General features: G+C 49.5%; 25 protein-coding genes. 11 read left to right on the forward strand and 14 right to left on the reverse strand.

Annotation, left to right across the window (positions count from 1 at the left end; all coding sequences use genetic code 11):
* Positions 1-290: 290 nt before the first annotated feature.
* Entirely contained in the window at positions 291-689 is a 399-nt protein-coding gene (locus tag V7D78_RS02835; protein ID WP_333606914.1) for a hypothetical protein, read from the reverse strand.
* A 227-nt stretch (positions 690-916) separates the two neighbouring features.
* On the opposite strand from V7D78_RS02835, the gene V7D78_RS02840 reads away from it, so the two are divergent.
* Positions 917-1,633 (forward strand): putative bifunctional diguanylate cyclase/phosphodiesterase, encoded by a 717-nt coding sequence (locus V7D78_RS02840; protein ID WP_333606915.1) that lies wholly within the window; start codon positions 917-919, stop codon positions 1,631-1,633.
* 10 nt (positions 1,634-1,643) lie between these two features.
* Here V7D78_RS02840 and V7D78_RS02845 read toward each other — a convergent pair whose 3' ends face one another.
* From V7D78_RS02845 to V7D78_RS02885, 9 genes are all read right to left on the reverse strand, one after another.
* Positions 1,644-2,465 carry an alpha/beta fold hydrolase gene (locus V7D78_RS02845; RefSeq protein WP_333606916.1) on the reverse strand — a complete coding sequence of 274 codons (822 nt, stop codon included), beginning with the start codon at positions 2,463-2,465 and terminating at the stop codon, positions 1,644-1,646.
* A gap of 275 nt (positions 2,466-2,740) precedes the next feature.
* Positions 2,741-4,144 carry a 30S ribosomal protein S12 methylthiotransferase RimO gene (gene rimO, locus V7D78_RS02850; protein WP_333606917.1) on the reverse strand — a complete coding sequence of 468 codons (1,404 nt, stop codon included), beginning with the start codon at positions 4,142-4,144 and terminating at the stop codon, positions 2,741-2,743.
* Positions 4,145-4,353: 209 nt separating this feature from the next.
* Positions 4,354-4,866, reverse strand: a complete 513-nt coding sequence (locus V7D78_RS02855; RefSeq protein WP_333606918.1) for a DUF1993 domain-containing protein — start codon at positions 4,864-4,866, stop codon at positions 4,354-4,356.
* 37 nt (positions 4,867-4,903) lie between these two features.
* Positions 4,904-5,839 (reverse strand): ribosome biogenesis GTPase YlqF, encoded by a 936-nt coding sequence (gene ylqF, locus V7D78_RS02860; RefSeq protein ID WP_333606919.1) that lies wholly within the window; start codon positions 5,837-5,839, stop codon positions 4,904-4,906.
* A 19-nt stretch (positions 5,840-5,858) separates the two neighbouring features.
* Complete coding sequence (locus V7D78_RS02865; protein ID WP_333606920.1) at positions 5,859-6,365, reverse strand: DUF3087 family protein; 507 nt, start codon at positions 6,363-6,365, stop codon at positions 5,859-5,861.
* Between the two features lie 95 nt (positions 6,366-6,460).
* Positions 6,461-6,739, reverse strand: a complete 279-nt coding sequence (locus V7D78_RS02870; RefSeq protein WP_333606921.1) for a hypothetical protein — start codon at positions 6,737-6,739, stop codon at positions 6,461-6,463.
* Positions 6,740-6,889: 150 nt separating this feature from the next.
* Positions 6,890-7,954, reverse strand: a complete 1,065-nt coding sequence (locus V7D78_RS02875; protein WP_333606922.1) for a CsiV family protein — start codon at positions 7,952-7,954, stop codon at positions 6,890-6,892.
* Positions 7,951-11,427, reverse strand: a complete 3,477-nt coding sequence (gene mfd, locus V7D78_RS02880; protein ID WP_333606923.1) for a transcription-repair coupling factor — start codon at positions 11,425-11,427, stop codon at positions 7,951-7,953. The genes V7D78_RS02875 and mfd overlap by 4 nt, the downstream gene beginning before the upstream one ends.
* 82 nt (positions 11,428-11,509) lie before the next feature.
* The gene (locus V7D78_RS02885; protein ID WP_333606924.1) at positions 11,510-12,118 is read right to left on the reverse strand and encodes a PilZ domain-containing protein; all 609 of its coding nucleotides are present in this window, start codon (positions 12,116-12,118) and stop codon (positions 11,510-11,512) included.
* Between the two features lie 109 nt (positions 12,119-12,227).
* On the opposite strand from V7D78_RS02885, the gene V7D78_RS02890 reads away from it, so the two are divergent.
* Genes V7D78_RS02890 through V7D78_RS02900 form a run of 3 tightly spaced genes read left to right on the forward strand, consistent with a single transcriptional unit; the run spans position 12,228 to position 15,343 of the window.
* Complete coding sequence (locus V7D78_RS02890) at positions 12,228-13,436, forward strand: lipoprotein-releasing ABC transporter permease subunit (protein ID WP_333606925.1); 1,209 nt, start codon at positions 12,228-12,230, stop codon at positions 13,434-13,436.
* Complete coding sequence (gene lolD / locus V7D78_RS02895; protein ID WP_333606926.1) at positions 13,429-14,112, forward strand: lipoprotein-releasing ABC transporter ATP-binding protein LolD; 684 nt, start codon at positions 13,429-13,431, stop codon at positions 14,110-14,112. The genes V7D78_RS02890 and lolD overlap by 8 nt, the downstream gene beginning before the upstream one ends.
* The gene (locus tag V7D78_RS02900) at positions 14,105-15,343 is read left to right on the forward strand and encodes a lipoprotein-releasing ABC transporter permease subunit (RefSeq protein ID WP_333606927.1); all 1,239 of its coding nucleotides are present in this window, start codon (positions 14,105-14,107) and stop codon (positions 15,341-15,343) included. The genes lolD and V7D78_RS02900 overlap by 8 nt, the downstream gene beginning before the upstream one ends.
* A gap of 8 nt (positions 15,344-15,351) precedes the next feature.
* Here V7D78_RS02900 and V7D78_RS02905 read toward each other — a convergent pair whose 3' ends face one another.
* Positions 15,352-15,876, reverse strand: a complete 525-nt coding sequence (locus tag V7D78_RS02905; RefSeq protein ID WP_333606928.1) for a DUF2062 domain-containing protein — start codon at positions 15,874-15,876, stop codon at positions 15,352-15,354.
* A 25-nt stretch (positions 15,877-15,901) separates the two neighbouring features.
* Between V7D78_RS02905 and V7D78_RS02910 the strand changes: the two genes are divergently transcribed.
* From V7D78_RS02910 to tcdA, 7 genes are all read left to right on the forward strand, one after another.
* On the forward strand, positions 15,902-18,097 hold the full coding sequence (locus V7D78_RS02910) for a ComEC/Rec2 family competence protein (protein ID WP_333606929.1): 2,196 nt from the start codon (positions 15,902-15,904) through the stop codon (positions 18,095-18,097).
* A gap of 136 nt (positions 18,098-18,233) precedes the next feature.
* Positions 18,234-19,985: a lipid A export permease/ATP-binding protein MsbA gene (gene msbA / locus V7D78_RS02915; protein WP_333606930.1), complete on the forward strand. Its 1,752-nt coding sequence runs from the start codon at positions 18,234-18,236 to the stop codon at positions 19,983-19,985.
* Positions 19,982-20,959, forward strand: a complete 978-nt coding sequence (lpxK, locus tag V7D78_RS02920) for a tetraacyldisaccharide 4'-kinase (RefSeq protein ID WP_333606931.1) — start codon at positions 19,982-19,984, stop codon at positions 20,957-20,959. Before msbA ends, lpxK begins: the two co-directional genes overlap by 4 nt.
* Before the next feature lie 76 nt (positions 20,960-21,035).
* Positions 21,036-21,233: a Trm112 family protein gene (locus V7D78_RS02925; protein ID WP_333606932.1), complete on the forward strand. Its 198-nt coding sequence runs from the start codon at positions 21,036-21,038 to the stop codon at positions 21,231-21,233.
* A complete protein-coding gene (gene kdsB / locus V7D78_RS02930; protein ID WP_333606933.1) occupies positions 21,221-21,976 on the forward strand; it encodes a 3-deoxy-manno-octulosonate cytidylyltransferase in 756 nt (251 codons plus the stop codon). The genes V7D78_RS02925 and kdsB overlap by 13 nt, the downstream gene beginning before the upstream one ends.
* Positions 21,973-22,671, forward strand: coding sequence for a TIGR01621 family pseudouridine synthase (locus V7D78_RS02935; RefSeq protein ID WP_333606934.1), 699 nt, complete (start codon positions 21,973-21,975; stop codon positions 22,669-22,671). The genes kdsB and V7D78_RS02935 overlap by 4 nt, the downstream gene beginning before the upstream one ends.
* Positions 22,672-22,712: 41 nt before the next feature.
* Entirely contained in the window at positions 22,713-23,534 is an 822-nt protein-coding gene (tcdA, locus tag V7D78_RS02940) for a tRNA cyclic N6-threonylcarbamoyladenosine(37) synthase TcdA (protein WP_333606935.1), read from the forward strand.
* Here tcdA and V7D78_RS02945 read toward each other — a convergent pair.
* The 3 genes from V7D78_RS02945 to gltA form a co-directional block, all read right to left on the reverse strand.
* Positions 23,515-23,958 carry a SufE family protein gene (locus tag V7D78_RS02945; protein WP_333606936.1) on the reverse strand — a complete coding sequence of 148 codons (444 nt, stop codon included), beginning with the start codon at positions 23,956-23,958 and terminating at the stop codon, positions 23,515-23,517. The genes tcdA and V7D78_RS02945 overlap by 20 nt on opposite strands.
* Entirely contained in the window at positions 23,955-25,172 is a 1,218-nt protein-coding gene (locus V7D78_RS02950; protein ID WP_333606937.1) for an aminotransferase class V-fold PLP-dependent enzyme, read from the reverse strand. Before V7D78_RS02950 ends, V7D78_RS02945 begins: the two co-directional genes overlap by 4 nt.
* A 66-nt stretch (positions 25,173-25,238) precedes the next feature.
* A complete protein-coding gene (gene gltA, locus V7D78_RS02955) occupies positions 25,239-26,522 on the reverse strand; it encodes a citrate synthase (RefSeq protein WP_333606938.1) in 1,284 nt (427 codons plus the stop codon).
* Positions 26,523-26,815 lie beyond the last annotated feature (293 nt).

Below are 26,815 nucleotides of genomic sequence, written 5' to 3' on the forward strand. Positions count from 1 at the left end.
AGCGCCGCTAAAGCAGGTGCCTGACAGCACTACACAGTCGAGCCGCTGCAGCCAAACCCTTGGTGAAGCGCTGGATAAAGACCAGTATATGGCCTATTTAGCTATAAACGGCCAATTCTCCATTTTTGCCAAAAAGTGAACTTTCATCACAATTAGCCCAAAATGGCTTAATTCAAAATTAGATGTAAATCGCCAAAACCAGTTAACTAAGAGCTTTATGAGGTTCTTAGAAAAATACCGGACCGAGCTATTGATGGTCCGGCGTGCCTGAGCCCTGAAGCCCTGCTCCCTCAGTTGCGCCTCAGGACGACATAGTAGACCATTTGCGGATTCAGTGTCTCGCAGCGTCGGACGGTTTCGTAGGCGGGCACGCGGATCGAGGCGTGGGTGCGGTTCTCGTCGCGGTCGGTCAGGCGATAGCCGCCACTCCAATCGTTACCGGAAACATTCCGGAAGCTGGCACAAATCTCACTACGGTTCGCCCCTGCAATCTGGAGACCGGTACGCTGAATTTCTAACGTGACTCGGAGCGGCGGGGCTTCAAGGCTTACCGTCCGGCCCTTGTTGTGGTCTCCGAAGCGGAAGCTGTACTGATCCTGTGCCTGAGCTGTTGTCGCGATGGTGCTAAGTATTATAGCTCCGGCTAGAGTTGATGCAGTGGACAGCAGAGTTGGCTTGTTCTTGTTCATTCCCGGTTATCCTATGTTTAATTGACATTCATGGATTCACGTTGGCCTGAATGCGTAATTCATCGGTCTACGCTTTGATTGTATTTGAGTAAATTTAAGTATAGAAATATAGCAGCATTTTTCACCTTTCAAAAATTTAGTACTTGAAATTCACTCTCTCGTTTATGTTCAATTCTGTATTTTTATATAAATAATATCTATGCCGGTATGTCACTTGATGCAAAAAAATGGTGGATACTGCTATTGTCGGCGTGGAGGCGCTGATCCGCTGGCAACACCCGCAGCGGGGGTTGCTACTGCCAGGACATTTTGTGTCCGTTGCAGAAGACTGTGGCCTGATCCTGCCAATGGGTCGCTGGGTGTTGCGTGAAGCCTGTCTGCAAGCGGGCGCCTGGAAGAAGGCAGGGCTGCCGGCCATTACCGTGGCCGTCAACACCTCAGCGTTGGAATTTCGCTCTGAGGATTTTCTTAAAAATGTTTGTGCCACGCTTAAAACCACCGGTTTGGACCCGCACTGTCTGGAAATAGAACTTACCGAAAGCATTCTGATGCGGGATGTGGAGTCGACCAATGCGGTGCTGCACTCGCTGTCGGACATGGGCATCAGGCTGTCGATTGATGACTTTGGTACCGGTTATTCAAGTTTGAACTATCTGCGGCGGTTTCCGATCAACACCCTTAAAATCGACAAGTGTTTTGTCAACCAGCTCAGTGCCAATCCGGACGATGCTACCATAGTGCAGGCGGTCATCAGCATGGGCAAAAGCCTGCATCAACGGGTAATAGCAGAAGGTGTGGAAACACAAGCGCAATATGCATTCCTTCTGGCTGAGCATTGCGACGAAGGACAAGGCTATTACTTCGGTTATCCGATGGCGCCGCAGTCGCTGGCCTTGCTACTTAGCGCCGGGGGATCCCTGATCCCGCCGTCAGCTCAGGGGTAATCTACAGTGCTTATTGCCGGATAAAATTCAGTAAATCCTGGGTCAGCCGGTCTTTACACGTGACAAACAAACCATGTGGTGCGTATTCGTATTCTATAAGTGTCGCCTCACTGATGCCTTTGGCAGCCAGTCTGGACGAGCCGTCTATAGGCACAGTTTCATCTTCAGTGCCGTGAATAATCAGCGTAGGCACATTAAAATGCGTTAAATCAGCGCGAAAATCGGTGGTAGAGAAGGCTTTCAGGCATTCAAGGGTAGCCCTGATACTGCCTTGCATGGCAATGGCAGACATGTTGCGCAGCAATTCATAACTGACGGTATTGCCGGGCGTACCTACGCCAAAAAAAGTATCAAAAAAATCTGAAAAGAAGGCGGCACGATCAGCATTCAGCGCCCTGGCTGTATTGTTAAAGGCGTCTTGCTCTGTGCCCTTAGGGTTATCTGCCGTTTTTAGCCGAAAGGGCAGCACAGATGAAATTAATGCCGTCTTGGCGACATCTTTACCGGCATGACGCGACATATAGCGGGCCACCTTACCACCTCCCATCGAAAAACCAACAATAATAGCGTCCTTGCAGTTGGCGTACTCAATAACAGCCGCTAAATCATCGCTAAGGGTGTCGTAATCATAACCATTCCACGGCTGAGACGAGCGGCCAAAGCCACGGCGGTCGTAGCTGATAGCGCGGTAGCCGGCGTCGGCAATGGCCATGGCTTGCTCATCCCAGGAATCAGCCGACAGTGGCCAGCCATGAATAAAAATAACAGCCTGGCCGCTGCCCCAATCTTTGACATAAAGTTTAGTATTATCTTTGGTGTTAATAAAATTCATCAGGCTTTCCCGGTGTCAGCTGCACATAACTTAAGTAAGTTGCGCCTTAAGTGCGTAGTGACAGTATTAAAGGCAGAGGCAATAAGGCATAAACACATGGCGGTCAGCTAAAAGCCGGGCATGGTGTTATCCCTATATATTAACCAGTCGGCCGCGCAGCAACAGTGCGATACCGAACATATGGCATGTTCAATCTAATACCTACGGTAAAACGAGGGGGCCAGATAACAAAACAGGCCGCCGAAGCTGCCTGTCTGGATGGGTTAAACTGATGTTTACTCAGCGATGGACGCCCATAAATCATATTCGTCGGCTTCATCTACCACTGCATCGATAATGTCGCCGGGTTTGACGCTGGTTAAACCGTTTAAGTATACCGCGCCGTCGATTTCTGGTGCATCGGCATGGCTGCGGCCAATGGCGCCTTCGTCGTCAACTTCGTCAATTAACACTTTAATGGTTTTAGCAATTTTCGCCTGCAAGCGGGCGGCGCTGATGGCCTGCTGTTTTTGCATAAAGCGGTGATAGCGCTGTTCCATCATCTCATCAGCCACCGGATCGGGCAACTCGTTAGCTTTAGCACCGACAACCGGGCTGTATTTAAAGCAGCCGACGCGGTCCAGCTGGGCTTCATCCAGCCAGTCGAGCAACATCTGGAAGTCTTCTTCCGTTTCGCCCGGGAAGCCAACAATAAAGGTAGAGCGAATGGTCAGCTCAGGGCAGATTTCGCGCCATTTTTTAATGCGTTCTAATACCCGATCGGCCTGGCCCGGGCGTTTCATTAACTTTAGAATGCGCGGGCTGGCATGTTGAAACGGAATATCTAAATACGGCAACACCTTACCCTGGGCCATCAATGGAATAATGTCGTCAACATGCGGGTAGGGGTACACGTAGTGCAACCTTACCCAAATGCCCATCTCGCCTAAGGCTTCGCATAACGACTGCATGGAGGTTTTCACCGGTGCGCCATTCCAAAAGCCAGTGCGGTGTTTCACATCCACGCCGTAAGCACTGGTGTCTTGCGAGATAATCAGTAGCTCTTTCACGCCGGCATTTTTCAGGCGCTGCGCTTCATCCAGCACTTCACCGACCGGCCTGCTGACTAAATCTCCGCGCATTGATGGGATAATGCAGAAGGTACAACGGTGGTTACAACCTTCGGAAATTTTTAAATAGGCATAATGCTTGGGCGTTAACTTTACACCATGATCCGGCACCAGCATGGTAAAAGGGTCGTATTTGGGCTTAGGTACAAACTCGTGCACCTGCTTTAACACATTCTCATAAGAATGCGGGCCGGTAATGCCCAGCACATTGGGGTGCACCTGGCGAATTTCATCTTCGCGCGCGCCCAGGCAACCGGTTACTATCACTTTGCCGTTTTCAGCTAAGGCCTCACCTATGGTATCTAAGGATTCCTGAACTGCGCTGTCGATAAAGCCACAGGTGTTAACAATGACCAGCTGCGCATCATCGTAGCTGGGTACTATGTTATAGCCTTCGCTTTTTAACTGGGTCAGAATGCGCTCGGAATCGACCAGGTTTTTCGGGCAGCCCAGTGACACAAAACCGATGGTATTGCCTTTACCGGAAGTTGCGTTAGCCTGCGCTGCTAAGGCTTTGGCAGGGGTATCCAGCGTAGTGGTTTGGCTTGGGTCAAAGGTTTGTACTGTCATAGCATCTCTTAAAATGGGCTGAGCCTGAAAAAAGTCGGCGGATTATACCTGATACGCAGCAAAGTTACAGCGTTGGCAGGTTAAAAAACAAGCAATGTTGAAGTTTATGCGGAGTATAAACGCCACCGTATAGCAGGCTATAAAAAGTTACCTGAGTTGTATTTAGCAGATACAACGCCAGCTGAACGCTGGCGTTGTGACAAAAACTATTACGATTTGTAAGGCATGGCGCCCAAATAGTCTTTTTTACCCACATCGACGCCGTTGTGGCGCAAAATCGCGTAAGCAGTAGTAATATGAAAGTACAGGTTTGGCAGTACATGCTGCATTAAAAACTCATCACCGGTTAAATATTTGCCTTCCCAGCGCGGCTGGCTTACATGTTGGTTAGCCGCATTGCTAAAATCTGCTTCGTTAAAGCTGGCCAGGTAAGCCACAGTGTCATTAATGCGCTGTGTTAACTGCTCCAGGCTGGTTTCGTCATCAGCATGCTTAGGTGCACTGTCAACGGTGTTGGTCAGGCGAGCAGCACCCAGTTTTGCTGTATCGCAGGCAATTTGTACCTGACGGATTAGATTAAACTGATCCGGTGCCAATCTGGCATTTAACAGCACTGCCATATCGACTTTTTTGCTGGCGGCAAAGGCTGCGCCTTTCTCCAGTATATGCTGCAGGTTTTGCAGCATTTTTGTAGCTTGTACGACGCTTAATTGAAAAATCATGTTTTGGCCCTCTGGCTCAGTTGATAAAAGGTACTGCTTAGCGATACTTACGTTGTGCCTTGCGTTTGCGCTCGGCTTCACGCTCGGCTTTTTCTTTTGATTTGACGGCTTCTTCGGCCTTAGCGTCGATTTGCTCCTGGCTCACCATGTCCGGGGTTTCCAGTGTTACCGGGCCTAGATTACCGGCGCGCAGTTCAGTAATAAGGATACTGCCGGCTTTTTCTAAATCAACCACGCCACCTTTGCGCATACAGCCACGGCGCACGCCAATGGCATCAAGCAAGGCAACATCGTTTTCTGGCAGCTCATTAAGATCAAAGCGGCCCATTACAGCGTCCGGATACACTTTCAGTAAATAATCTGCTGCAAACATAGCGATATCGGCATAATCAAATACCGTATCTTTAATGGCTCCGGTGACGGCTAGCCGATACCCACAGGTGGGTGGGCTGAGTTTAGGCCATAAAAAGCCCGGCGTATCGGTTAAAATAACATTGTTTTCCAGTTTTATCCGTTGCTGTGTTTTGGTAACGCCTGCTTCGTTACCGGTTTTAGCGATGGTGCGCCCGGCTAAGGTATTAATCAGCGTTGATTTCCCGACATTAGGTATACCCATAATCATCGCACGGGCGGCCCTGACGTCCAGATTACGCTCGGGCAGCATCTCATTGCACAGTGTTAACAGCGCTTTGATTTGCTCAGGATGCTGCTGGCTTATCGGAATAGCCCGCACGCCGGATTGCTGTTCAAAATGTGCCACCCAGACCGCTGTTAACGCCGGATCGGCTAAATCGGCTTTATTCAGTACTTTTATACAAGGTGTGTTACCACGTAATTGCGGAACTAAAGGGTTTTCACTGGAAAAGGGGATGCGGGCATCCAGCATTTCAATGATGATGTCTACCTGCGGCATCACCTCAGCAATTTCTTTACGGGCTTTGTGCATATGGCCCGGAAACCAGTTTATAGACATGCGTTATCCTTGCCTTTACTTAAAATTGAGCTAGCAGCTGGCGCTGGTAGTGCGTGATATCAATGCTGATACCGGCATCGGCTATTTGCTGCTGTAAACGGTTATCCGCCTGGTTAAGCTCTGATAATACCAGGGTGTTGTCATCCAGCTGCCATATTAAACGTGAGCCGGCGTAGCTGTATGCCAATATTAATAAGGCAGTTGCATTATTGTTCGCTGCCGCTTGCTCTATGGCCTTTAGCTTGCGCTGAATGAGGTTTAATTCATGTTTTAAATCCCAGATATAGGCCACTTCGCTAAAGTAGGGATGCTGCTTTAAGCGCTTTAAGCTAAAGCCAACCACAATACAAGCGATAATGACCCCAGCCAGGTTAAAGTAAAAATTACTGCTTTGCCCGTCGGCAAACAAGCGGATCAATAGGGCTGAACTGCCCAGACTCAGCAGAATAAGCACAACGATACTGCACACAGAAATACGGTTTAATCGCTTACGGTAGCGTTTTTTATCGATAGGAAGTAGTTGCATAATGACATCGGTGCAGAGGCAAATAAGGTGGCTATGATAGCGTAAAAAACACAGTAGCGCATCGGATTAGCGCAGTGAGACGGTGTTTGGAACTGTCAGGAGATAAACATTTGCAGACTTAATAGGGTAAGGGGGGCCAGTAACACCGAATACACAGCCATACCGGGTAACTGTAAAATGCCCAGCGTACGAAAAAACTGCAGTAACAGATAAACCCCTAATAAAGGCGGCAGCACACTCAACCACAACTGATTGGCGGCAGCAGGCAAAAACCAACTTAACATAGCGCTACCGCAACTGGCTAACAGCAATAACAACAGCAGCAGCAAATAGTGGCGGGGTGTAAATTCTGGTGGCAGTTGTAAATTGTCCATGTAGCTCTGCTATATAGAACAGGTGTAAACATCTTAGCGTATACAGATGTTACTAACCCGTATGAAAATGTTTATATTTGTAACGGGTGCTAAGCGTAGGTCAGGTAAGCGATAAAAGCAAGCCTGACCACTTTATAATATGTGAGGGAGTTACTCAGGGTTGGATGGTGGTTCAAAGCGGCGAATTTGTAACACTATGCCAAGGTGGGGGTGATCCAGATAATGTAGCTCACCACTGATCACCCGGCGATTGTGTTTCACATAGATTGTCTTTAACTCAGGCCCCTGCTTAGCGGGATGGAGGCGTCTTAAATTAAATTCTGTGTTAACAAATAAGTAGTGATCCAAGTGCAATTTAAACAGGCCGTCCAGTTGCCAAACCTGATCGGGTAAATTGCTGATTAAATTCTGTTGCGGTTCTATCGCTAACGCTTGCTGCGCTAAGGGCGGTAAACCACTACCGGCTTCCAGTTGCTGTAACAGACTTTCAATACTACTGAACATATCTGCAGCGCTCTCGGTTGCTATGGCTTCTGGCTGCAACGGGCTTAGCGGTAACTCAGCCTCATACTGCGCTGCCAGCGGCTGGCCCCAATAATCAAATTGCTGACTGAAGTTGCGACCACTGAACCAGCGGCTGGGCAGGGCACGGCGCTCTGTAACAGGTGCCTGACGCCACAACGTATGCAGTAATAACTGATGTTGCCGCTGGCGCTGAATTTTTGTCGCCAGTTCGGTTAGCTGCAAGTCTTCAGAAGCCCCCAGATAAAGCCCAGACTGATGCACCCCGGCTCCTATTAGTTGCACTGGCAGTTGTTCAGGCATAGGTTGGCGGTTATCAAACTGCTGTGCGGGAAACAATTGTTGCCTTTGCCAGGCTAAAGCGGCAGCCTCGCCGATGCAAAGTTGCTGATATGCCGCCAGCTGCCGGCTGATGGCTGGCTGTGGCTCTGCGTTGAGTTGGCTGTCGCTATGTTGGCATTCGGGCAGATTAGCCAATAAGTGCTGAATATCAGGCTGTAGTTGGGCGCTACGTAGATCTGCGCTGCGGCCAAGCCGGATAGGCGTCACAGTTTCAGAAAACTGCTCTTTTAAGGCGCTTGGATTATCACGCTGAAACACGATAAGTTCAATTTCAAACCAGCGCTCCTGCGCGGTAAGCGACCAGCTAGCAACCACTAAACTGATTAATGAAATACTTCGCCATATCATCATAGTGCAACCTTGTTACTGGCAAATTCTGCCATCATATTTTCAATTAACTGCAGCCGGGCAGACGCAGACTCGCTGCTAATGTTGAAGCGCAGTTTTTGGCCGCCCTCCAGTTTAAAAACCCTTGATTGCGTTTGAATAAGCCTAATAATGTAGGCCGGATTAATGCTGGTGCGCTCGGCAAAGTCCACCACGCCACCTTTGGCACTGGCTTCCAAACGCTTAATGCCTAACTGTTGTGCCTGTTGTTTCAAGCGGGTTTGTCGCACCAGATTTTTCGCCGGCTCTGGCAGCAAACCAAAACGGTCTATCAATTCCACCTGGATCTCATCTAAATCAGTGTCATCCTCGGCACTGGCCAGTTTTTTATAAAAGGATAACCGCAGATTGACGTCAGGCATATAGTCAGCGGGTAACAAGGCCGGAATTTTCAAGTCTATATCGGTTTGTTCTCGCTGTAGCAGATCAAGGCTGGGTTCACGGCCTGATTTAAGCGCTTTCACGGCATCTTCCAGCATATCCATGTAAAGGGTAGAGCCGACGGTTTCAATCTGGCCACTTTGTTCATCGCCTAACAACTCGCCAGCACCGCGAATTTCTAAATCGTGCGTCGCCAGTGCAAAACCGGCTCCCAAATCTTCCAGTGAGGCAATGGCCTCCAGCCGTTTTTGCGCATCTCTAGTTAAACGTTTCGGCGGTGGTGTCATTAAATAGGCATAAGCCTGATGGTGTGAGCGGCCAACCCGGCCCCGCAGCTGGTGCAACTGTGCCAGACCAAAATGATCGGCTTTATTGATAATAATGGTATTGGCGGTCGGCACATCTATACCGGTTTCGATGATGGTTGAGCAGAGCAACAGGTTAAAGCGCTGATGGTAAAAGTCCGACATAATGCGCTCCAGATCGCGCTCGCGCAGTTGACCATGTGCTACGGCGATCAAAGCTTCAGGCAGCAGCTCAGCTAAGTCAGCGGCCATTTTATCAATAGTGGCGACATCATTATGTAAAAAATACACCTGGCCACCGCGTAAAATTTCACGCATTACCGCCTCGCGCAGCAGCGCAATATCAAATTCCCGGACAAAGGTTTTTACCGCTAAGCGCCGTGACGGCGGGGTAGCAATAATAGAGAGATCCCGCATACCTGACATCGACATATTTAAGGTGCGCGGTATAGGGGTTGCCGTCAGGGTTAAAATATCGATATTGGCGCGCAGCGCTTTAATTTTATCCTTTTGACGTACGCCAAAGCGATGTTCTTCATCAACGATCAGTAAGCCTAGGTCATGCAGTTTTATATTATCCTGCAGTAATTTATGAGTGCCGATTAAAATATCCACCCGGCCATTAGCAACATCTTCTAAAATGGCTTTTTGCTGCTTAGCACTGATAAAGCGCGATAACACTTCTACTCTCACCGGCCAGTTGGCAAAGCGATCCTTGAAGTTTTCATAATGTTGTTGAGCCAGCAAGGTCGTCGGCACCAAAATAGCTACCTGCTTACCATCGTTCACCGCCACAAAAGCTGCCCGCATCGCCACTTCGGTTTTCCCAAAACCCACATCGCCGCAAACCAGGCGGTCCATCGGTTGTGGCTGTTGCATATCATGCAGTACTGCATTGATGGCATCTTGCTGATCGGCAGTTTCTTCAAAGGGGAAACTGGCAGCAAAGGCCTGATATTGTTCTTCATCCAGGCTAAAGGCATAGCCTTGATAGGCAGCGCGTTTGGCGTAAATATCTAATAGCTCAGCGGCTACATCCCGTACTTTTTCAGCGGCTTTGCGCCGGGATTTTTCCCAGCTGTCATTGCCCAGTTTGTGTAGCGGCGCATGTTCGGCATCGCTGCCCGAGTAGCGGCTTAACAGATGCAGCGATGATACCGGCACATATAACTTGCTGCTGCCCGCATATTCAATGGTGACAAACTCAGCAGTTAAGCCGCCGGCGTCAAGCACCTGCAAGCCTTGATAGCGACCTACACCATGCTGCAAATGCACCACGGGCTGACCGATACTCAGTTCGGCCAGATTGCGGACTATGGTATCAGCCGACACTTGCTGGCTTTGTTTACGCCGTCGCCGTTGGCTGATTTTCTGGCCAAACAGCTCATTTTCGCTGATAAGCGCCAAAGGCGGTGTACTGGTGAGCAATACACCTTGTTCCAGCGCGCCCACCATAATGGCGATATCATGCTCACTTTGTTCAAATTGCCAAAAGCTTTGCACCTGCGGCAGGTGAATGGCATTTTTATGCAGCAATTGCAGTAGGCTTTCGCGGCGGCCTTCACTTTCAACAAAAAACAGCGCCCGTCCTTGTTGCTGTTTCATCTCAACTAAAAACTGTTGTAACGCCTGTAGCGGGTTTTTTAACTGATGATTTATCGCTAAATCTGGCAGCAAAGTGGCAGCGGCATTTGCCTGGCCACTTTTCACCGGCAAGCTGGCCTGGCTTAATTTTAAGCGGCTTTGCTGGTTTAGCTGGTTAAATAACTGATCAACCGCTAAGTACAATTCCGCCGGTGGCAATATAGGTTTGAGCGGGTCTACACAACGATCATGATAACGGCGTTGTAATTCATGCCAGAATTGCTCGGCACTATGCTCAATATCACCGTAAATCAGTGAATAAAAACCCTCAGGTAAGTAATCAAACAGGCTGGCGGTACTACTGGCAAACAGCGGCAAGTAATATTCGATACCGGCGGGTAATAAGCCCTGACTGACTTGCTGATATAACGATTCTTTTTCTGTGCGACTGGCAAAGCGTTCCCGGTATCTTTGTCGAAACCGCTCTATAGCTGCCTGATCGGTCGGAAACTCATGGGCGGGCAACAGCGAAATTTGCTTGATTTTGGCCAGACTTCTTTGGTTATCCGGATCAAAGGTACGAATACCATCAACTTCATCATCATTAAAGTCAATACGATAGGGCTCGCTGCTGCCCATCGGGAATAAATCTAATAAGGAACCGCGGCCAGAGAATTCACCGGGCGCCATCACCTGATCAACATGGCGATAGCCGACCTGCGTTAGCTGTTGCTTTAATGAACTGAGATCGCGTTGTTCTCCTTCGCTGATAAAAAAGCTGTTTTGCAGCAAATGGCCGGATTCACAAATTCGCAGCAGCAAGGTGCTGACCGGCACTATCACTAACGCATGCTGTAAGCGTGGTAACTGGTAAAGTGTGCGCAGACGCTGAGAAATAATGTCCTGATGCGGCGAAAACACGTCATAGGGCAGGGTTTCCCAGTCGGGTAAAATCAGTACCGGACAACGGGCATCCTGCCAGAAGACTTGCAGCTCTTGTTCCAGTCGCAGCGCAGTGGGGGTGTCTGGCACCACCAGTAAATAAACCCCGGCCTGCTGTTGTAATATTTCTGCCAGGGCCAATGGCAGCGCGGCGCCGGTTAACTGTCCCCAGGCCAGTCGATCGGCGGCTTGTCTAAAAAAAGGTAAGGATTGGATCACACTCATTACTACATTAAACCTTAATCAGCTGTTTGCCTGTCATCAGGTCAGCGCTTACGTCAAATTGGCCGGTGAAGATCTTAGTCATTCAATTATGCTGCTGTTGGCGTTCAGCGGCCTTAAGTTTTAGCTGGCGTGACTGCTGGTGCAGGCTGGCGCGGACAATCAGCTCGCGATCTTGTTCTCTTATCCGTTTAAATACAACCGTTATTTGCCAGCCAGCAGCGACTTGTTCAGCAGACAGCACCTGTCCATAACAAAATACGGCACCTTCATTTTCAGCTAAAAACAATTTTATCTGTAAGATGCTAAGTGGGTCATAGGCTTGTGGACTGATAAAACAACAGCCTGCACCACCGTAGCTTAATGTCAGCTGACGCTCGCTCTGATTATCTTGCTGTTGCAACACATAATGCAGCAGTAAGTCTATTTTCTGCGCTTGCTGTTGCAGGTATTTTGCCAGTTCTTCGGCCAGCTCACCCAGCCGGTTTAATGCGCGCAGCCCGGACATGTTCAGTTGGGTCACTTCGCCGGCCAGTAAAAAAGGGGCGGGGATCTGTGCCAGAAATTGTTGCTCATCAGGCAGCGGCTGCGCACAGTCACGGACATTAATGACAATAGGATGCGCTATGCTAAAATAATCGTGGTACTCAGCGGCTAAGGCCTGCAACTCAGCGTGCTTAAGCTCAGCATTCATTGAAGATGTCTCCTATTCCAGCTTGTCATTGCCGTTAATAGTCTCTATCATCGGCAGCACTTTAACTGCTAATTTACCACCTAACCGGGGCAAAGTCCTGAATATTAACATGCAATTACCGGTCAGTTTATGGATAGGCCTGCGCTACAGTCAGAGCCGCAGAGGTAACGCCTTTATCTCCTTTATCACTTTGTTTTCAGTTGCCGGTATTTTGCTGGGCGTGATGGCATTAACGGTGGTGAGTTCAGTGATGAATGGGTTTGAAGCTGAGTTAAAAAAACGCATTCTGGGGGTGATCCCGCATATTTTGGTGCAGCAAGCCGCAGGGCAGCCTGAGCCTGCACCCTGGCAGCAATGGTTAGAAAGCCAAGCTGCAGTAGCCGACATTAGCCCCTTTTTACAAACCGAAGCCTTAGTGCAATCACCGCGCCAGCTCACGGCCGTGTTGTTGCAGGGGCTCAATACCGAGCAATTGCCGTTGTTTATGCAGCAATCCCTGGTGGTGGGTAGTTGGCAGCAATTTGCAGAGGTGCGCTATGGCGTCATGCTCGGCAGTGCCCTGGCTGAGCAGCTTGAAGTGCATGTTGGACAACAACTGCGCTTAATGCTGGCTCAGGGCGGCAGTTTTACGCCGGTCGGCTGGTTACCCAGGCAACGGTTATTTACCGTTACCGGCATTCTGGATACCGGCTCGGAAGTTGATCAGCTGTTAGCGGTTACCCGACTGGAAGATTTACAACGCTTATTGCCTGAATCACAGCGCGAGGTGCAATGGCGGGTGAGTGTGACAGAGCCATTTAGCGCGCCTTTACTCGCTGCGGCGTTAAGCCAGCAAGACGGCGTGCAGCAAGTACAGGATTGGCGGCAAACCCATGGCAAATTGTTTGCTGCTGTGGCGATGGAAAAAGCCATGATGTCACTGATGTTATTACTCATTGTGGCGGTGGCGGCTTTTAACATAGTGTCAGCGTTGGTGATGATGGTGACTGAAAAACAAGCCGAAGTGGCAATTTTGAAAACCCTCGGCATGACAGATCGTGCCCTGTTTAACTTGTTTGCTTTTCAGGGCGTGCTCAATGGCATTATCGGCGCAGCGCTGGGCGTGCTGGCGGGGCTGCTGTTCAGTTGGCAGCTGAATAATTTGTTAGATTTTTTTGGCTGGCAAATTGCGCCGGGTATCAGGTTACCGGTGAAGTTTATCCCATTACATATCGTGATCATTTTTGGCTCAGCCATTGGTCTGACGCTATTGGCTGTGCTGTATCCGGCCTGGCGGGCAGTAAAAATTAACCCTGCGGATATTTTACGTGATGAATAAAGTGTTAGAAGCGTCGTTAATTTGCAAAAGTTACCGTGATGGCTTGCAGGAAACCAAAGTATTACACCAAGTCAGTTTGCAAGTTGCGCAAGGCGAAATGCTGGCCATTGTCGGTAGCTCCGGCTCTGGTAAAAGTACGCTGCTGCATATTTTAGGCACGCTTGATCAGGCTGATAGCGGTAGCCTGCTGCTGGCCGGTCATGAAGTATCACGTTTATCGGTAAACGCCAAAGCCCGGCTTCGCAACGAAAAACTGGGCTTTATTTATCAGTTTCACCATTTGCTGATGGATTTTACTGCAGAGGAAAACGTGGCAATGCCGCTGCTTATTCGTGGTGAGTCAAGAGCCCGGGCCCTTGAGCAGGCGCAGGCTTTGCTTGAGCGCGTTGGCTTGACACATCGCCTTAGCCACAAACCATCTGAGCTTAGTGGCGGTGAGCGGCAACGGGTAGCTATTGCCCGCGCTCTGGTCAGTAAGCCAGCCCTTGTTCTGGCTGACGAGCCGACCGGCAACCTGGATCATCATACGGCTGAAAGTATTTATCAGTTATTGCGCCAGCTAAACCGTGAGTTTAACACCAGTTTTGTGGTGGTGACCCATGATGCTGAGCTGGCAATGCGGCTGGACAAGCAATATCTGATGCGCGATGGCCAGCTTGAGGTGATGCATGGCTAGTCTGGCCTGGCAACTGGCGCGACGCTATCGTTCAACCCGCCACACCAGTGGTTTTATCCGTTTTATTTCTGCTTCATCAACTCTGGGCATTGGCTTGGGTGTGGCCGTGTTAATTCTGGCGCTATCGGTGATGAACGGCTTTGAACAAGCGCTGAAACAACGGCTGTTGTCGGTGATCCCCCATATAGAACTGGAATCAGTGCAGGGCCAGCTGGCTGACTGGCCAGATAAGTTGGCGAACCTATCCGCTGTGCCGGGCGTGACGGCGGGGGCGCCCTATATAAAAAGTAATGGCATGCTTCGCGCTGGTGCTGAAGTCAAAGCGGTACAGGTGCGTGGTATTGAGCCGTTGTTTGAGCAACAGATAAGCGATATTGGCCAATATCTGTATGCAGGTGAGCTTGATAGTTTGCAAGGAAATCAGGTGGTGTTGGGTCATGGTATTGCCCAAGCACTGGGCCTGAAGCTGGGGCAAACTATTCAATTGTTATTACCGCGCTTTAGTGATGATGGCCGCCTGGCCAGTCATCGCACTTTGAATTTACAGGTGAGCGGCATAGTGCAGATGGGCGGACAGCTGGATTACAGCCAAATCTGGGTCTCTATGCCCGCCTTAGCTGACTGGTTACAGCAACCAGCCTCGACGGTACATGGCCTGGCGTTTCGCATAGATGATATTTTTGCTGCCCCGCAATTAGCGCGTGAGCTGGGACGAGCGGTGCAGGATTATGTCTATGTATTGGACTGGTTTCGCGCCCAGGGCCATGTCTATCAGGACATTCAAATGGTCAGAACCATTTTATATCTGGTGCTGGGACTGGTGATTACGGTGGCTTGTTTTAATATTGTCGCCACCCTGATGATGGCGGTGCGTGAGAAAGAGTCGGATATCGCAATTTTGCTGACGATGGGCATGGCGCCGCGACAACTGGTGAAAACCTTCATGTATTTGGGCTGGCTTAATGGTTTATTGGGTAGCCTGGGCGGCACGCTTTGCGGGGTGTTACTGGCCTGGCAAATTGAACCGATCTTTGCTGCTGTCACTAAGCTGCTGGGCAAGTCATTGCTCGATCCCAGTATTTATTTCATTGATTATATACCCTCACTGCTGATGTGGCAGGATGTACTGCTTACCCTGATCATAGCACTTAGCTTAAGTTTTCTGGCAACTTTTTACCCGGCATGGCGGGCCAGTCAAATTGAACCGGCCATTGTGCTGGGACAGCGCTGAGTCCCGGGTTATTTTTCCGCGCGACGCTTAAACAGCTTTAAGCGTTGCGCTTTTCTAACCGACACTATCCACAACCAGTCTATGGCAAAATAGCCGGCAATGCCGGCGGCTATACCCATCAACAGACAACCGGTTAAAAAAGGTTTACCTATCGTATGGATACTGCTGGCCAGCCATTGCCAACTGGCTTCAAAAACAAAAGGCTCAACCGGCGTAGCTAACACTACAGTACCAATCAAATAGCTCAAATAGAACATCACCGGCATGGTTAGCGGATTAGAAATCCATACCAGAGCAACGGCTAATGGCAAATTAACCCTAAGCGGAATGGCAACGGCAGCAGAAGCTACCATCTGAAACGGCATTGGCATCCAGGCCCAAAATAAGCCCACCGCAAAAGCACCGCGTGCAGAACGGCGGTTTAAATGCCACAGGTTGCCGTCATGCAATAAAGTGCCAAATAAATTTAACAGCTTTTGTTGCTTGATTTTTTCCGGTGATGGTAAATATTTCTTAATAAAGTTCTTTGGCATTACAACCTATTCACAAAGAATAAACATGACTCAATTTTGTCTGGGTATCCTTGCTGGCTGTCTATTGTCGTTATTTTTATCGACTGTGCCAGCTATATTTCCACTTATTGCAATAATACTGCTTGTGCCATTAACCTGGCGTCGTTATCGCTGGCTGGCTGGCGCTGTAGTATATTTGCTGCTCTGGCACTGGCAGCTAACTGCTTTACAGTATGCCACATCACAGTTGTTGCAACAGCAGCAGTTGCAGCAACAGCTAGCGGCACCGCTAAGTGTAAGTGGCACTATAGAGCGAATTGTCTCGCAACAGCCCGAGTATAGCCAATTTATATTACGCTTAGATAGCGGACCTGCTGTGGGATATCGTTTGCGCTTAAGCTGGCAGCAAGCCCCGGCATTGCAAACAGGCCAATATTGGCGCTTAGCCATCAGTGTTAAACCGCTTCATAGCAGGCTTAACCCTGGCCTGCTCGACCCTCATAAACATGCCCTGGTACAGCATATTATTGGCAGTGGTTATGTTATCGCGTCCCAGCCCGCCGTCTTGATGGCGCAGCCTGTATCTTGGCGTGAGCAGCTGATGCAGACGATTAAAGACGATATTGCCGATTACCCCGCAGCACACCTACTATTGGCGCTTACTGTTGGCGAGCGTCAATTTACTTCGCAGCAATGGCACGGTATTCAGCATTCCGGCCTGGGACATTTGCTGACCATATCAGGTTTACACATAGGATTAATATTTGGTTGGGTGTTTTGGCTTAGTCATTGGCTCGGCCGCTGCTTGCCTGTGTATGATGGCAAGTACACAAGGTATAGCTACTGGCTGAGTTTGCTGTTGGCATTAGTGGCCGCCATAGCCTATGCCTGGCTGGCAGGCTTCGCTATCCCAACAGTCAGGGCCTTGCTGGCACTGGGGCTGGTGGTGTTGGTTAAGTTGCAGCGGCGTCAGATGAGCTATAGTCAAAGCTGGTTATTGCTGGTAGCCATCATGCTGTTGTGGCAGCCATTATGGTCGCTGAGCAGTGGCTTTTGGCTCTCAGTATCGGCGGTGGCGATTATTTTTGTGTTGCTCTGGCAAGACAGTGAGCGGCCGGGCAAGTCGCGCTTATGGCGCTTTTTCAGATTTCATCTGTATCTGTCTGGCCTGATGTCGCTAGTCAGCGCCAGCTTTTTTGGTGGTATTACGCCGTTAACCCTGGTATCTAATCTGCTGTTTGTGCCTTATTGTAGCGTGCTGGCCATACCCTTATTGTTAGTCACCACCTTGTACAGTTTATTGGGTTTGCCTGCAGCAGAGGGCTTATGGCAACTAACGTTTTGGCTGTTTCAGCCCTTAGCCTGGTATTTAGAATGGTGTGCCAGGCAACCGCTGTGGTGGGCCTGGCCGCAAGGGTCGCCCTTGCTGATTTGGTTACTATTAGCGATGTCAGTAGGCTGGCTTTTAAGCCGTCAGCACTTAGTCTTGGTGTTGCTGGTTTGTCTGCTGCTGCCGCCGGTGGCACGGATGATACAACCTGCACCCTGGCAGTTGCATTTGCTGGATAGTGGTCAGGCGGTATGGTTAGTGCTACAGCGCAAAGAGCAGGCACTGTTGTTTGGCTACAGTGAGCAACAGGCGCAAAGCAGTATCGAGCATTATCTGCTGCCTTTTTTACGTCAGCAAGGTATTGTGCAACTGCAATATACCTTATTGCCCGCTATTGAACCGCAGCAACAGAGCCTGCAATTACTGGCACCGTTAAGTGTAAACTTATACGGTGATGCCCGCTATATTCAGCCTTGCAGTCAGCTTAGTATGACTCTGGCTGATATTACGCTGAGTTTCCCGGCGGCAGCATTGTGGCCAGAGCAATGCATAGTGCAGTTAGAGATTGCCGGCTGGCGGTTACTATTGGCGCCGCAACTGAGTAAGAAACAAGAGCAGCAGTGGCTGGCATCCGGCTTGCTGCCGGCAGTGGATCTGTATTTGTTGGCGCAGCATGGCCGCGACACTGCCAATAGCCTGGATTTTTTGCAGCAACTGGCTCCCGCCATACTGCTTAATAGTAGTGGTTCGGGACGGCATCAGTATCCGGTACAGGCGGTACAGCAGCGCATCCTGTTACTGCAGCGACCGCTGCTGAATACCGAAGTAGAAGGCGCCATTAGTCTGACGTTTTATCCTGATAAGCTGCACATTAGTACCGCCCGCGGCCAGCAATGGCCAAACTGGCTATAAAAAACCTTATTGCTCATAAAAACCAGCAGCAAGTGCTGAAACCTGCTGCACAACAGGCTAGAATAGGCCAAATTGCCTTTGCCAGCGGTTGAATTTTTATGCTGAAGAGGCCTTAGTTATTAAGCAGGTATTGAGTTTGCAGACAACAATTGAGGCCAGTGGGCCAATTTATAAGCGGTTACTTGGTTATCTAAAACCCTACCGGCTTGGCTTTATCGCCGCCATTATTGGTATGGTTGGCTACGCTATGGTCGATGCGGCTTTTATTTCGATGATCCAACCGTTTATTGATATCGGTATTCAGGATAAGGATGCTGAGTTTTTAAAATATGCGCCACTGGTGGTAGTGCTGATGTTTGTGCTGCGTGGCGGCTTTCATTTTATCGCGACCTACTGCATCAGCTGGGTTGGTGGCCACATTGTAAAGGATATCCGCCAGCAATTATTTGGCCATTTGATGCGTTTGCCGGTCAGCTTTCATGATAATCACTCTACCGGGGAGCTGATTTCAAAAATTACCTATGATGCCGAGCAGGTGAAGCAGTCACTGACCAAAGCGTTAATCGTGCTGGTGCGCGAGGGGGCTTTTATCATCGGCTTGATTTTTGTCATGTTTTGGCACAGCTGGCAGCTATCATTGATTTTTTTCATGATAGCACCGTTAATCGCGCTGATAGTGCGTTTTGTTTCTAAACGTTTTCGACAGCTGAGCAAACGTATTCAGCAGGCGATGGGTGGTGTGACGACCTCATCCGAGCAAATGCTCAATGGCCATAAGGTGATCCTGGCTTTTGGTGGTCAGGCGGTGGAAGATCAGCGCTTTGCCAATGTAAACAATAATACCCGGACTCAGGGTATAAAAATGGATGCGGCTCAGGCGATAAGCTCGGGCATTATCCAGTTGATTGCCTCTTTTGCCCTGGCTTTTGTCATTTTTCTGGCCAGCTCACCCGAGATGCTGGATAGTCTGACCGCGGGTAGCTTTTCGACCATTGTCACCTGTATGGTGATGCTATTAAAACCATTAAAGCAGTTGACAACAGTTAACAGTGATTTTCAGCGCGGAATTTCTGCAGCCAGCAGTATTTTTAGCATTTTGGATCAGCTGCCCGAGCACGACGGCGGTACTCTTACCCTCGATAAAGCCAAAGGTGATATTCGTTTTGAGGCTGTCAGTTTTCATTACCCTGGGCATCAGCAACAAGTGCTGGCCGATGTCAGCTTTAGTGTTAAAGCCGGCCAGACCGTAGCGCTGGTTGGCCGCTCTGGCAGTGGTAAAACCACTATTTCCAGTTTGCTGCCGCGCTTTTATCAGGTTGAGCAAGGGCAAATTTTACTGGACGGCCAAGATATTCGCCATTACACCCTGGCCTCGTTACGCCAGCAAATTGCGCTGGTATCGCAGCATGTCACCCTATTTAACGATACCATTGCCAATAATATTTGCTATGGCTCAACGGCTGAGGTCGACCCGGCGCATTTACTGGATGTGGCAGAAAAAGCCCACGTACTGGAATTTGCGCAAAAGCTGCCACAGGGCCTTAATACTGTCGTGGGGGAGAATGGTGTCAGTTTATCGGGTGGTCAGCGTCAGCGTATTGCCATTGCCAGAGCCTTATTGCGCCAGGCGCCGATTTTAATTCTGGATGAAGCGACGTCGGCTCTTGATACGGAGTCCGAGCGGAAAATTCAATCTGCACTCACGGCCTTATTGCATGGCCGCACCAGCCTGGTGATTGCGCACCGCTTATCAACTATAGAAAACGCGGATCTGATTATCGTGATGGATCAGGGGCGCATTGTTGAGCAGGGCACTCATAGTGAGTTGTTAGCCAGTAATGGCGCCTATGCCCAGTTGCACAAGCTACAGTTTGGCAGTGACAGTTGAGCCGCATTGAACAACTGTGGTATGGCAAGAGCAAAGTAGCAGGGCTATTGCTGCCCTTAAGTGCCATATTCTGGTTGCTGAGCAGCCTACGCCGCTTTGCTTACCAACGCGGCTGGCTAAAGCAGCAGCGCCTTAACGCACCGGTGATTATTGTCGGCAATATCAGTGTCGGCGGCACCGGTAAAACGCCTTTTACCCTGTGGCTATGCCGCTATTTACAGCAGGCAGGTTTTCGCCCTGGCATTATCAGCCGTGGTTATGGTGCTAACATTAGCCAGCCGCTGCTGGTGGCTCCCGGTCATATAGCCAGTGAAGTGGGCGATGAGCCCTTATTGCTGGCGCAATTAAGCGGTTGTCCGGTAGTGGTGTGCCCGAACCGGCCGGCAGCGGGGCGTTTTTTATTAGCGCAAACCGACTGTAACATCATTATTTCTGATGATGGCTTACAACATTATGCGCTGGCGCGTGATCTGGAACTGGTGCTGGTTGATGGCTTGCGTGGCTTAGGCAATGGCTGGCTGCTGCCGGCAGGGCCGCTGCGGGAGACGGCTGCACGCTTAGCAGACGTTGATTTGGTGATTGCTAACAGTCAGATGCAGCCTTTTGCGGATGGCGTTATGCTATTAAAGGCTGCAGCAGCTCAGGCGCTAGATGGTAGTGGTCGGGTGTTAAGCCCGCAACCGGTGACCTTGCTGGCGGGTATTGGCAACCCTAAACGCTTTGTTAAAACCGCAGAGGCAGCCGGTTTTGAGGTTAAGGCTTGTCGGTTTTTTGCTGATCACCATGCGTTTTCCCCAGCAGATTTAGCCGATATCAGCGGGCCTATCTTAATGACTGAAAAAGACGCGGTAAAATGCCGGGCCTTTGCCACTGCACAGTGTTTTAGTCTTGGTGTGTCAGCTGAGCCCGATCAGGCGGTATTGACCAAGCTGAACACACTGCTAGCGGCTTTAACCGCTAAAACTAACCGCTAAGGCTAACCACTTCGTTTATAATCAGGTTGCTAAACCCGGTTGATACTCACATTGATACAGACTGTAAGGATAAAAAATGGCACTTAAATTGGCTTTGCTCGACATCCTCGCCTGCCCGCTGTGCAAGGGCAAGTTAAAATATGATAAAGAGGGTGAGCGTCTGTTGTGCTTATTTGACCGGCTGGCCTACCCGGTGAAACAGCATATACCGGTGCTTATCGCTGAGGAAGCCAGTGAGCTTGACAGTGAAGAGTGTGCCAAATGGCGTTCCTAGTTGTTATACCCGCCCGTTATGCCAGCAGTCGCTTACCAGGTAAGCCGTTAGCCGATATTGGCGGTGTCAGCATGGTAGAGCGGGTATACCGTCAGGCCCTGGCCAGCGGTGCCAGTCGGGTGGTGGTCGCTACCGATGATGCACGGGTGGCGGCTGTGGTGGAACAGTTTGGTGGCGAAGTCTGTATGACAAAGCCTGAGCATCAATCAGGCACTGAGCGTTTGGCGGAGGTGGTCACTAAGCTACAACTAACTACTGATACCATAGTGGTTAATGTACAGGGGGATGAGCCCTTTATTCCGCCTTTAGTTATTCAGCAGGTAGCTCAAAATCTGGCGTCGCAACAACGGGCACAAATGGCCACCTTGGCGGTGCCGCTCAATGATGCCAGCGAAATTGCCAACCCTAATATTGTTAAAGTGGTTTGCGATAAAGCCGGCTATGCCTTGTATTTTAGTCGCAGCGTGATCCCGTTTGACCGGGATGGCCGGGTACAACACGAACTGTCCAGTCATTACCGGCGCCATATCGGTATTTATGCTTATCGGGCCGGCTTTATCCAGCGCTATGTCGCCTGGCCTGCGTCTGCGTTAGAGCAAATTGAAAGCCTGGAGCAATTGCGTGTGTTGTGGCAGGGTGAGGCTATTCATGTCGATACGGCATTGGAAATCCCACCAGTTGGGGTGGATACTGCGGCTGATCTAGAGCATGCCCGCCGTTATGCCGCCAGCCTGAACAAATGAGTATGCCCTTCACTCTGGTTGACCAGCAAGCGGACTTTGTTGTACTGAGCAAAGCCGCGGGGGTGAGTTTTCACTCGGAAGACGGCCCCGGCTTGGTTGTACTGGCAGCCCAGCAGCTGGGTTTTGCTTTATACCCGGTGCATCGGCTGGATAAGGTGACTTCAGGTTTGATTATACTGGCCCGAAGTAGCGAAGCGGCTGCGGCGTTAAGTCGCTTATTTAGCAAGCATGCCATAGAAAAATATTACCTGGCATTATCGCTGAGCAAGCCTTCGAAAAAGCAAGGCTGGGTAAAGGGCGATATGCAGGCTGCACGTCGTGGCAGCTGGAAGTTATTGCCCAGCCTGCAGCAACCTGCGGTCAGTTATTTTGTCAGCCAGGGTTTTACTGAGTTGCCGTTTCGGGCTTTTCTGATCAAACCCTTTACCGGTAAGACTCATCAGATCCGGGTGGCGCTAAAAAGTCTCGGCGCGGCGATTCTGGGCGATACCTTGTATGGTGCGGCCCGCGCCGACCGTGTGTATTTACATGCTTTTGCGCTCCGTTTTTGCCTCAATGGTAAGGTGTATCAGTATCTGCAATGGCCGGCAGAGGGCAGTTGTTTTCAACAATTATTACAACAGCCACTGAGCGCCTGGGCAGAGCCCTGGCAACTCGACTGGCCAGTCTATAAACAACCTGAAGCCGTTAAGTGAGCCGTTAAGTGGCTAATTAAATAGCTAGAAAAGTGAAGAATATGTCTGATTATGATTTACGTTTTGCCGGTATTGCCCGTTTATATGGCATGAAGGCTTTGGCGCAGTTCCGGCAATCTCATGTTTGTGTGATTGGCATCGGCGGCGTGGGCAGCTGGGTAGCGGAAGCGCTGGCGCGCTCTGGTATTGGCCAGCTAACCTTGATTGACTTGGACGATGTTTGTATCAGTAATATCAACCGGCAACTGCATGCACTGACGGACACCATAGGCCAGGATAAAGTGGCTGTAATGGCATCGCGCATTCAGGCAATAAACCCTGAATGCCAGGTGCATCAGATAGCCGATTTTATTGCGATTGACAATCTGGCGCAGTTTATTACGCCGGATTTGGATTATGTGGTGGATGCCATAGATTCGATTAAAGCTAAAGTGGCGTTACTGGCATTTTGTAAACGGCATAAAATTAAAGTCATCAGCACCGGTGGTGCCGGTGGTCAAACGGACCCCACCCAAATACAGATAGCAGATTTAACTCAGACCGTTAACGATCCATTGTTAGCCAAAGTACGCAATTGTTTACGGCGGGATTATAACTTTAGTCGTAATCCTAAACGTCGTTTTGGCATTGACTGTGTTTATTCAACCGAACAATTGAAATATCCACAGCCGGATGGCTCTGTCTGCCAGCAAAAACCCGCTGTATCAGCAGAAGATGAAGCACCTGGCAGCATGCGGCTGGATTGTAGCGGCGGTTTTGGTGCGACCATGGTGGTCACCGCCAGCTTTGGTCTGGCGGCGGCATCAAGGGTATTGCTCAAGCTGCAGCAAAAAGCGCTGCAGGCTAATGACAGCAGCTGTTGATTTTTTGCACCATAGCCGCCAAGCCATTGCCGCGAGATTGACTTAAATAGGGTTTGAGTTGCAACTTATCAAAGGCTTGTGTTAAGTCGAACTTTTTAAGTTGCTGGTTATTCATACCATTTACCAGGCATAACATAATTGCCATCAAGCCTTTGACAATTCGCGCTTCGCTGTCCAGAACAAATAAATGCTGATCGGCCGGTTTATTGTAATAATGCAACAACCAGGCTCGGCTTTCACAGCCTTTCACCAGCAACTGCTGTTGTTTCATTTTTTCTGGTATCGCCGGTATTTTTTTACCCAATTGCATTAAAATGCGGTATTTAGATTGCCAGTCTTTAGCTTGTTGCAGCGCAGGTAAATCTACCTGTTGTATTTGGCTAAGCCCGAGTTCTGTTTCTGCTAATAATTGTTCTAATGTCATGCAGTTAAAATCTCCACTGCCTGCTTAAGAGCCTGCAGGCTGCTAGCCACATCGGCTGAAGTATTGTAGGGCGCAAAAGAAAAGCGAACGGCTCCGGGCAGCGCCAACTGGTCAAAAAATGGCATAGCGCAATGCTTTCCACCGCGCACGGCAACATATTGCTGATCAAGCAGGCTGGCCACATCAGACGGATGTTCAGCCTGTACATTTAAAGACACTATGCCTGCATTATGCACAGGGCTGGACAAAATATCCAGCCCTGGAATTTTTTTAAGACCCTGATAAAACTCATTTAATAGATCTTGCTTATGTAAAATAATGTTATTTTTGTTATAGCTTTGTATAAACTTAAGTGCGCTAGCCAGACCGATAGCCCCGGCAATAGGCGGGGTACCGGCTTCCAGCCGGAACGGCAGCTGGTTAAAACTGGTATGGCTGAAACTGACTTCGGCAATCATTTCGCCGCCACCAAGTAAGGGTGTTAATTGCTCCAGCGCCGCTTGTTTCCCGTACAAAATGCCGATACCGGTCGGGCCATAGCATTTATGGCCAGAGAAAACGTAAAAGTCGCAGTCCAGTTGCTGCACATCTGCGCCCAGATGCACGATACCCTGAGCGCCATCGACCACAGTGAGGGCACCGACGGCTTTCGCTTGCTGCAGCATCTGCGGCAACGGGGTGATATGGCCCAGTACATTTGATACCTGAGTTAAACTGACCAGTTTCGGTTTAAGCGTCAACAACTGCTGATAAGCCTGCTGATCCAGATGATGCTCCTTGGTTAGAGGGATCACATCTATAATCACGCCATGGCGCTGACAATGTAACTGCCAGGGCACAATATTGGCATGATGCTCCAGCGCACTAAGCAATATGCGGTCACCGGCTTTTAAATAACCATGCATCAGGCCAAAAGCGATTTGATTCAGCGCCGCCGTGCTGCCACTACAAAAAATCACTTCTGTCGGCTGGCGGGCATTAATGCATTGGGCTATGTCGGCGCGGGCCTGTTCAAATAACACCGTAGCCTGTTGGCTTAATCTATGGGCGCCTCGGTGGACATTGCTGTTGGCTGCCTGATAAAAATGGCTAATGGCATCCAGTACCGGCTGCGGTTTATGCGTGGTGGCGGCATTATCCAGGTAAATCCAGTCGGGCTGCTGCTGAAAAAACGGAAACTGCTGTCGAAACTGCTGTGGGTTAAAGGCAAGCATAGGATCCCTGCTGTCTGATCATAAAAAAAAGCGGCTAATTAGCCGCTTTAGTCAGGTTAAACCCGCTTAACGCTGATCAACCTTAATAAAGTCACGTGCATTATAACCGGTATACAGCTGACGTGGCCGGCCGATTTTGTGGCCTTTTTCACTGAGCATTTCATCCCAGTGAGAAATCCAGCCGACGGTGCGCGACATGGCGAAAATCACCGTAAACATACTAGTCGGAATACCAATGGCTTTTAAGATAATACCACTGTAAAAATCGACGTTCGGATACAGTTTTTTCTCAATGAAGTAGGGGTCTTCCAGCGCAATACGCTCCAGCTCCATCGCCACATCTAACAGTGGGTCTTTCACGTTCAGCTCTTTTAGCACTTCATGGCAGGTTTCACGCATCACTTTAGCCCTTGGGTCAAAGTTTTTATAAACGCGGTGGCCAAAGCCCATTAAGCGGAAACTGTCATTTTTATCTTTGGCGCGTGCCACAAACTCCGGAATGCGATCAACAGAACCAATCTGCTGTAACATTTTCAGACAAGCTTCGTTGGCGCCGCCATGTGCCGGGCCCCACAGTGAAGCCACACCCGCCGCGATACAGGCATAAGGGTTTGCACCAGATGAACCGGCTAAGCGTACGGTAGAGGTTGAGGCGTTTTGTTCATGATCCGCATGCAACATAAAGATTTTATCCATGGCCTTGGCCAGGATAGGGCTAACTTTATAATCTTCAGCAGGTACAGAGAACATCATGTGCAGGAAGTTTTCTGAATAGCTTAATTCGTTGCGCGGATACACAAAAGGCTGACCTACCGTATATTTGTAGGCCATGGCGGATATCGTCGGTAGCTTAGCAATCAAGCGATGAGCACTGCGTTTACGCTGCTGTGGATCGTTGATATCTAAATCTGAGTGGTAAAAAGACGACAGGGCGCCAACCACACCACACAACATCGCCATCGGGTGAGCATCCACCCGGAAACCCTGGAAGAAGGAGGCAATTTTTTCATGTACCATGGTATGACGGGTAATGGTAGTGACGAAATGCTCATAGTCTTCAGCTTTGGGCAGCTCGCCTTCAAGCAGCAGGTAGCATAACTCTAAATAGTCAGAATGTTCTGCCAGTTGCTCAATAGGATAACCACGATGCAGTAATACACCATTGTCGCCGTCGATATAAGTAATTTTAGATTCACAGGAGCCCGTTGACATAAAACCCGGATCAAAGGTGAAGTATCCCTGTTGACCGAGCGTACGAACGTCAATTACGTCAGTGCCTGCCGAGCCAGAGTAGATTGGTAACTCGAAAGATTTCCCATCAATCTGCACAACAGCCTTTCTATCTGCCATTGGATTTCTCCTATTGTTATAGTATCGGGTAAAGGGGTGTTACGGCTATTCTACCCGCAAACCGCCCCCTTAAGTCAATTTTAATGCGTTATTGCTTAATAAGTATTCGACTCTAGTCGTATTGCTGCAATAGTACTTCTGTGTAATGTTTCATCTACGGAATTTTCCGGGTAAAACTAAACAAAAATTGTAATAACACATCATGAAATATATACTATTGCCGGCGTAAAAACAGTTCACTAATCAGTCAGGTTTTGTTGTAACCGCTGTTGAACCAGCTTAAGTGATAACCA

Origin of the sequence: Arsukibacterium sp. (genome assembly GCF_036735525.1) — a bacterium.
Taxonomy (GTDB): Bacteria; Pseudomonadota; Gammaproteobacteria; order Enterobacterales; family Alteromonadaceae; genus Alishewanella.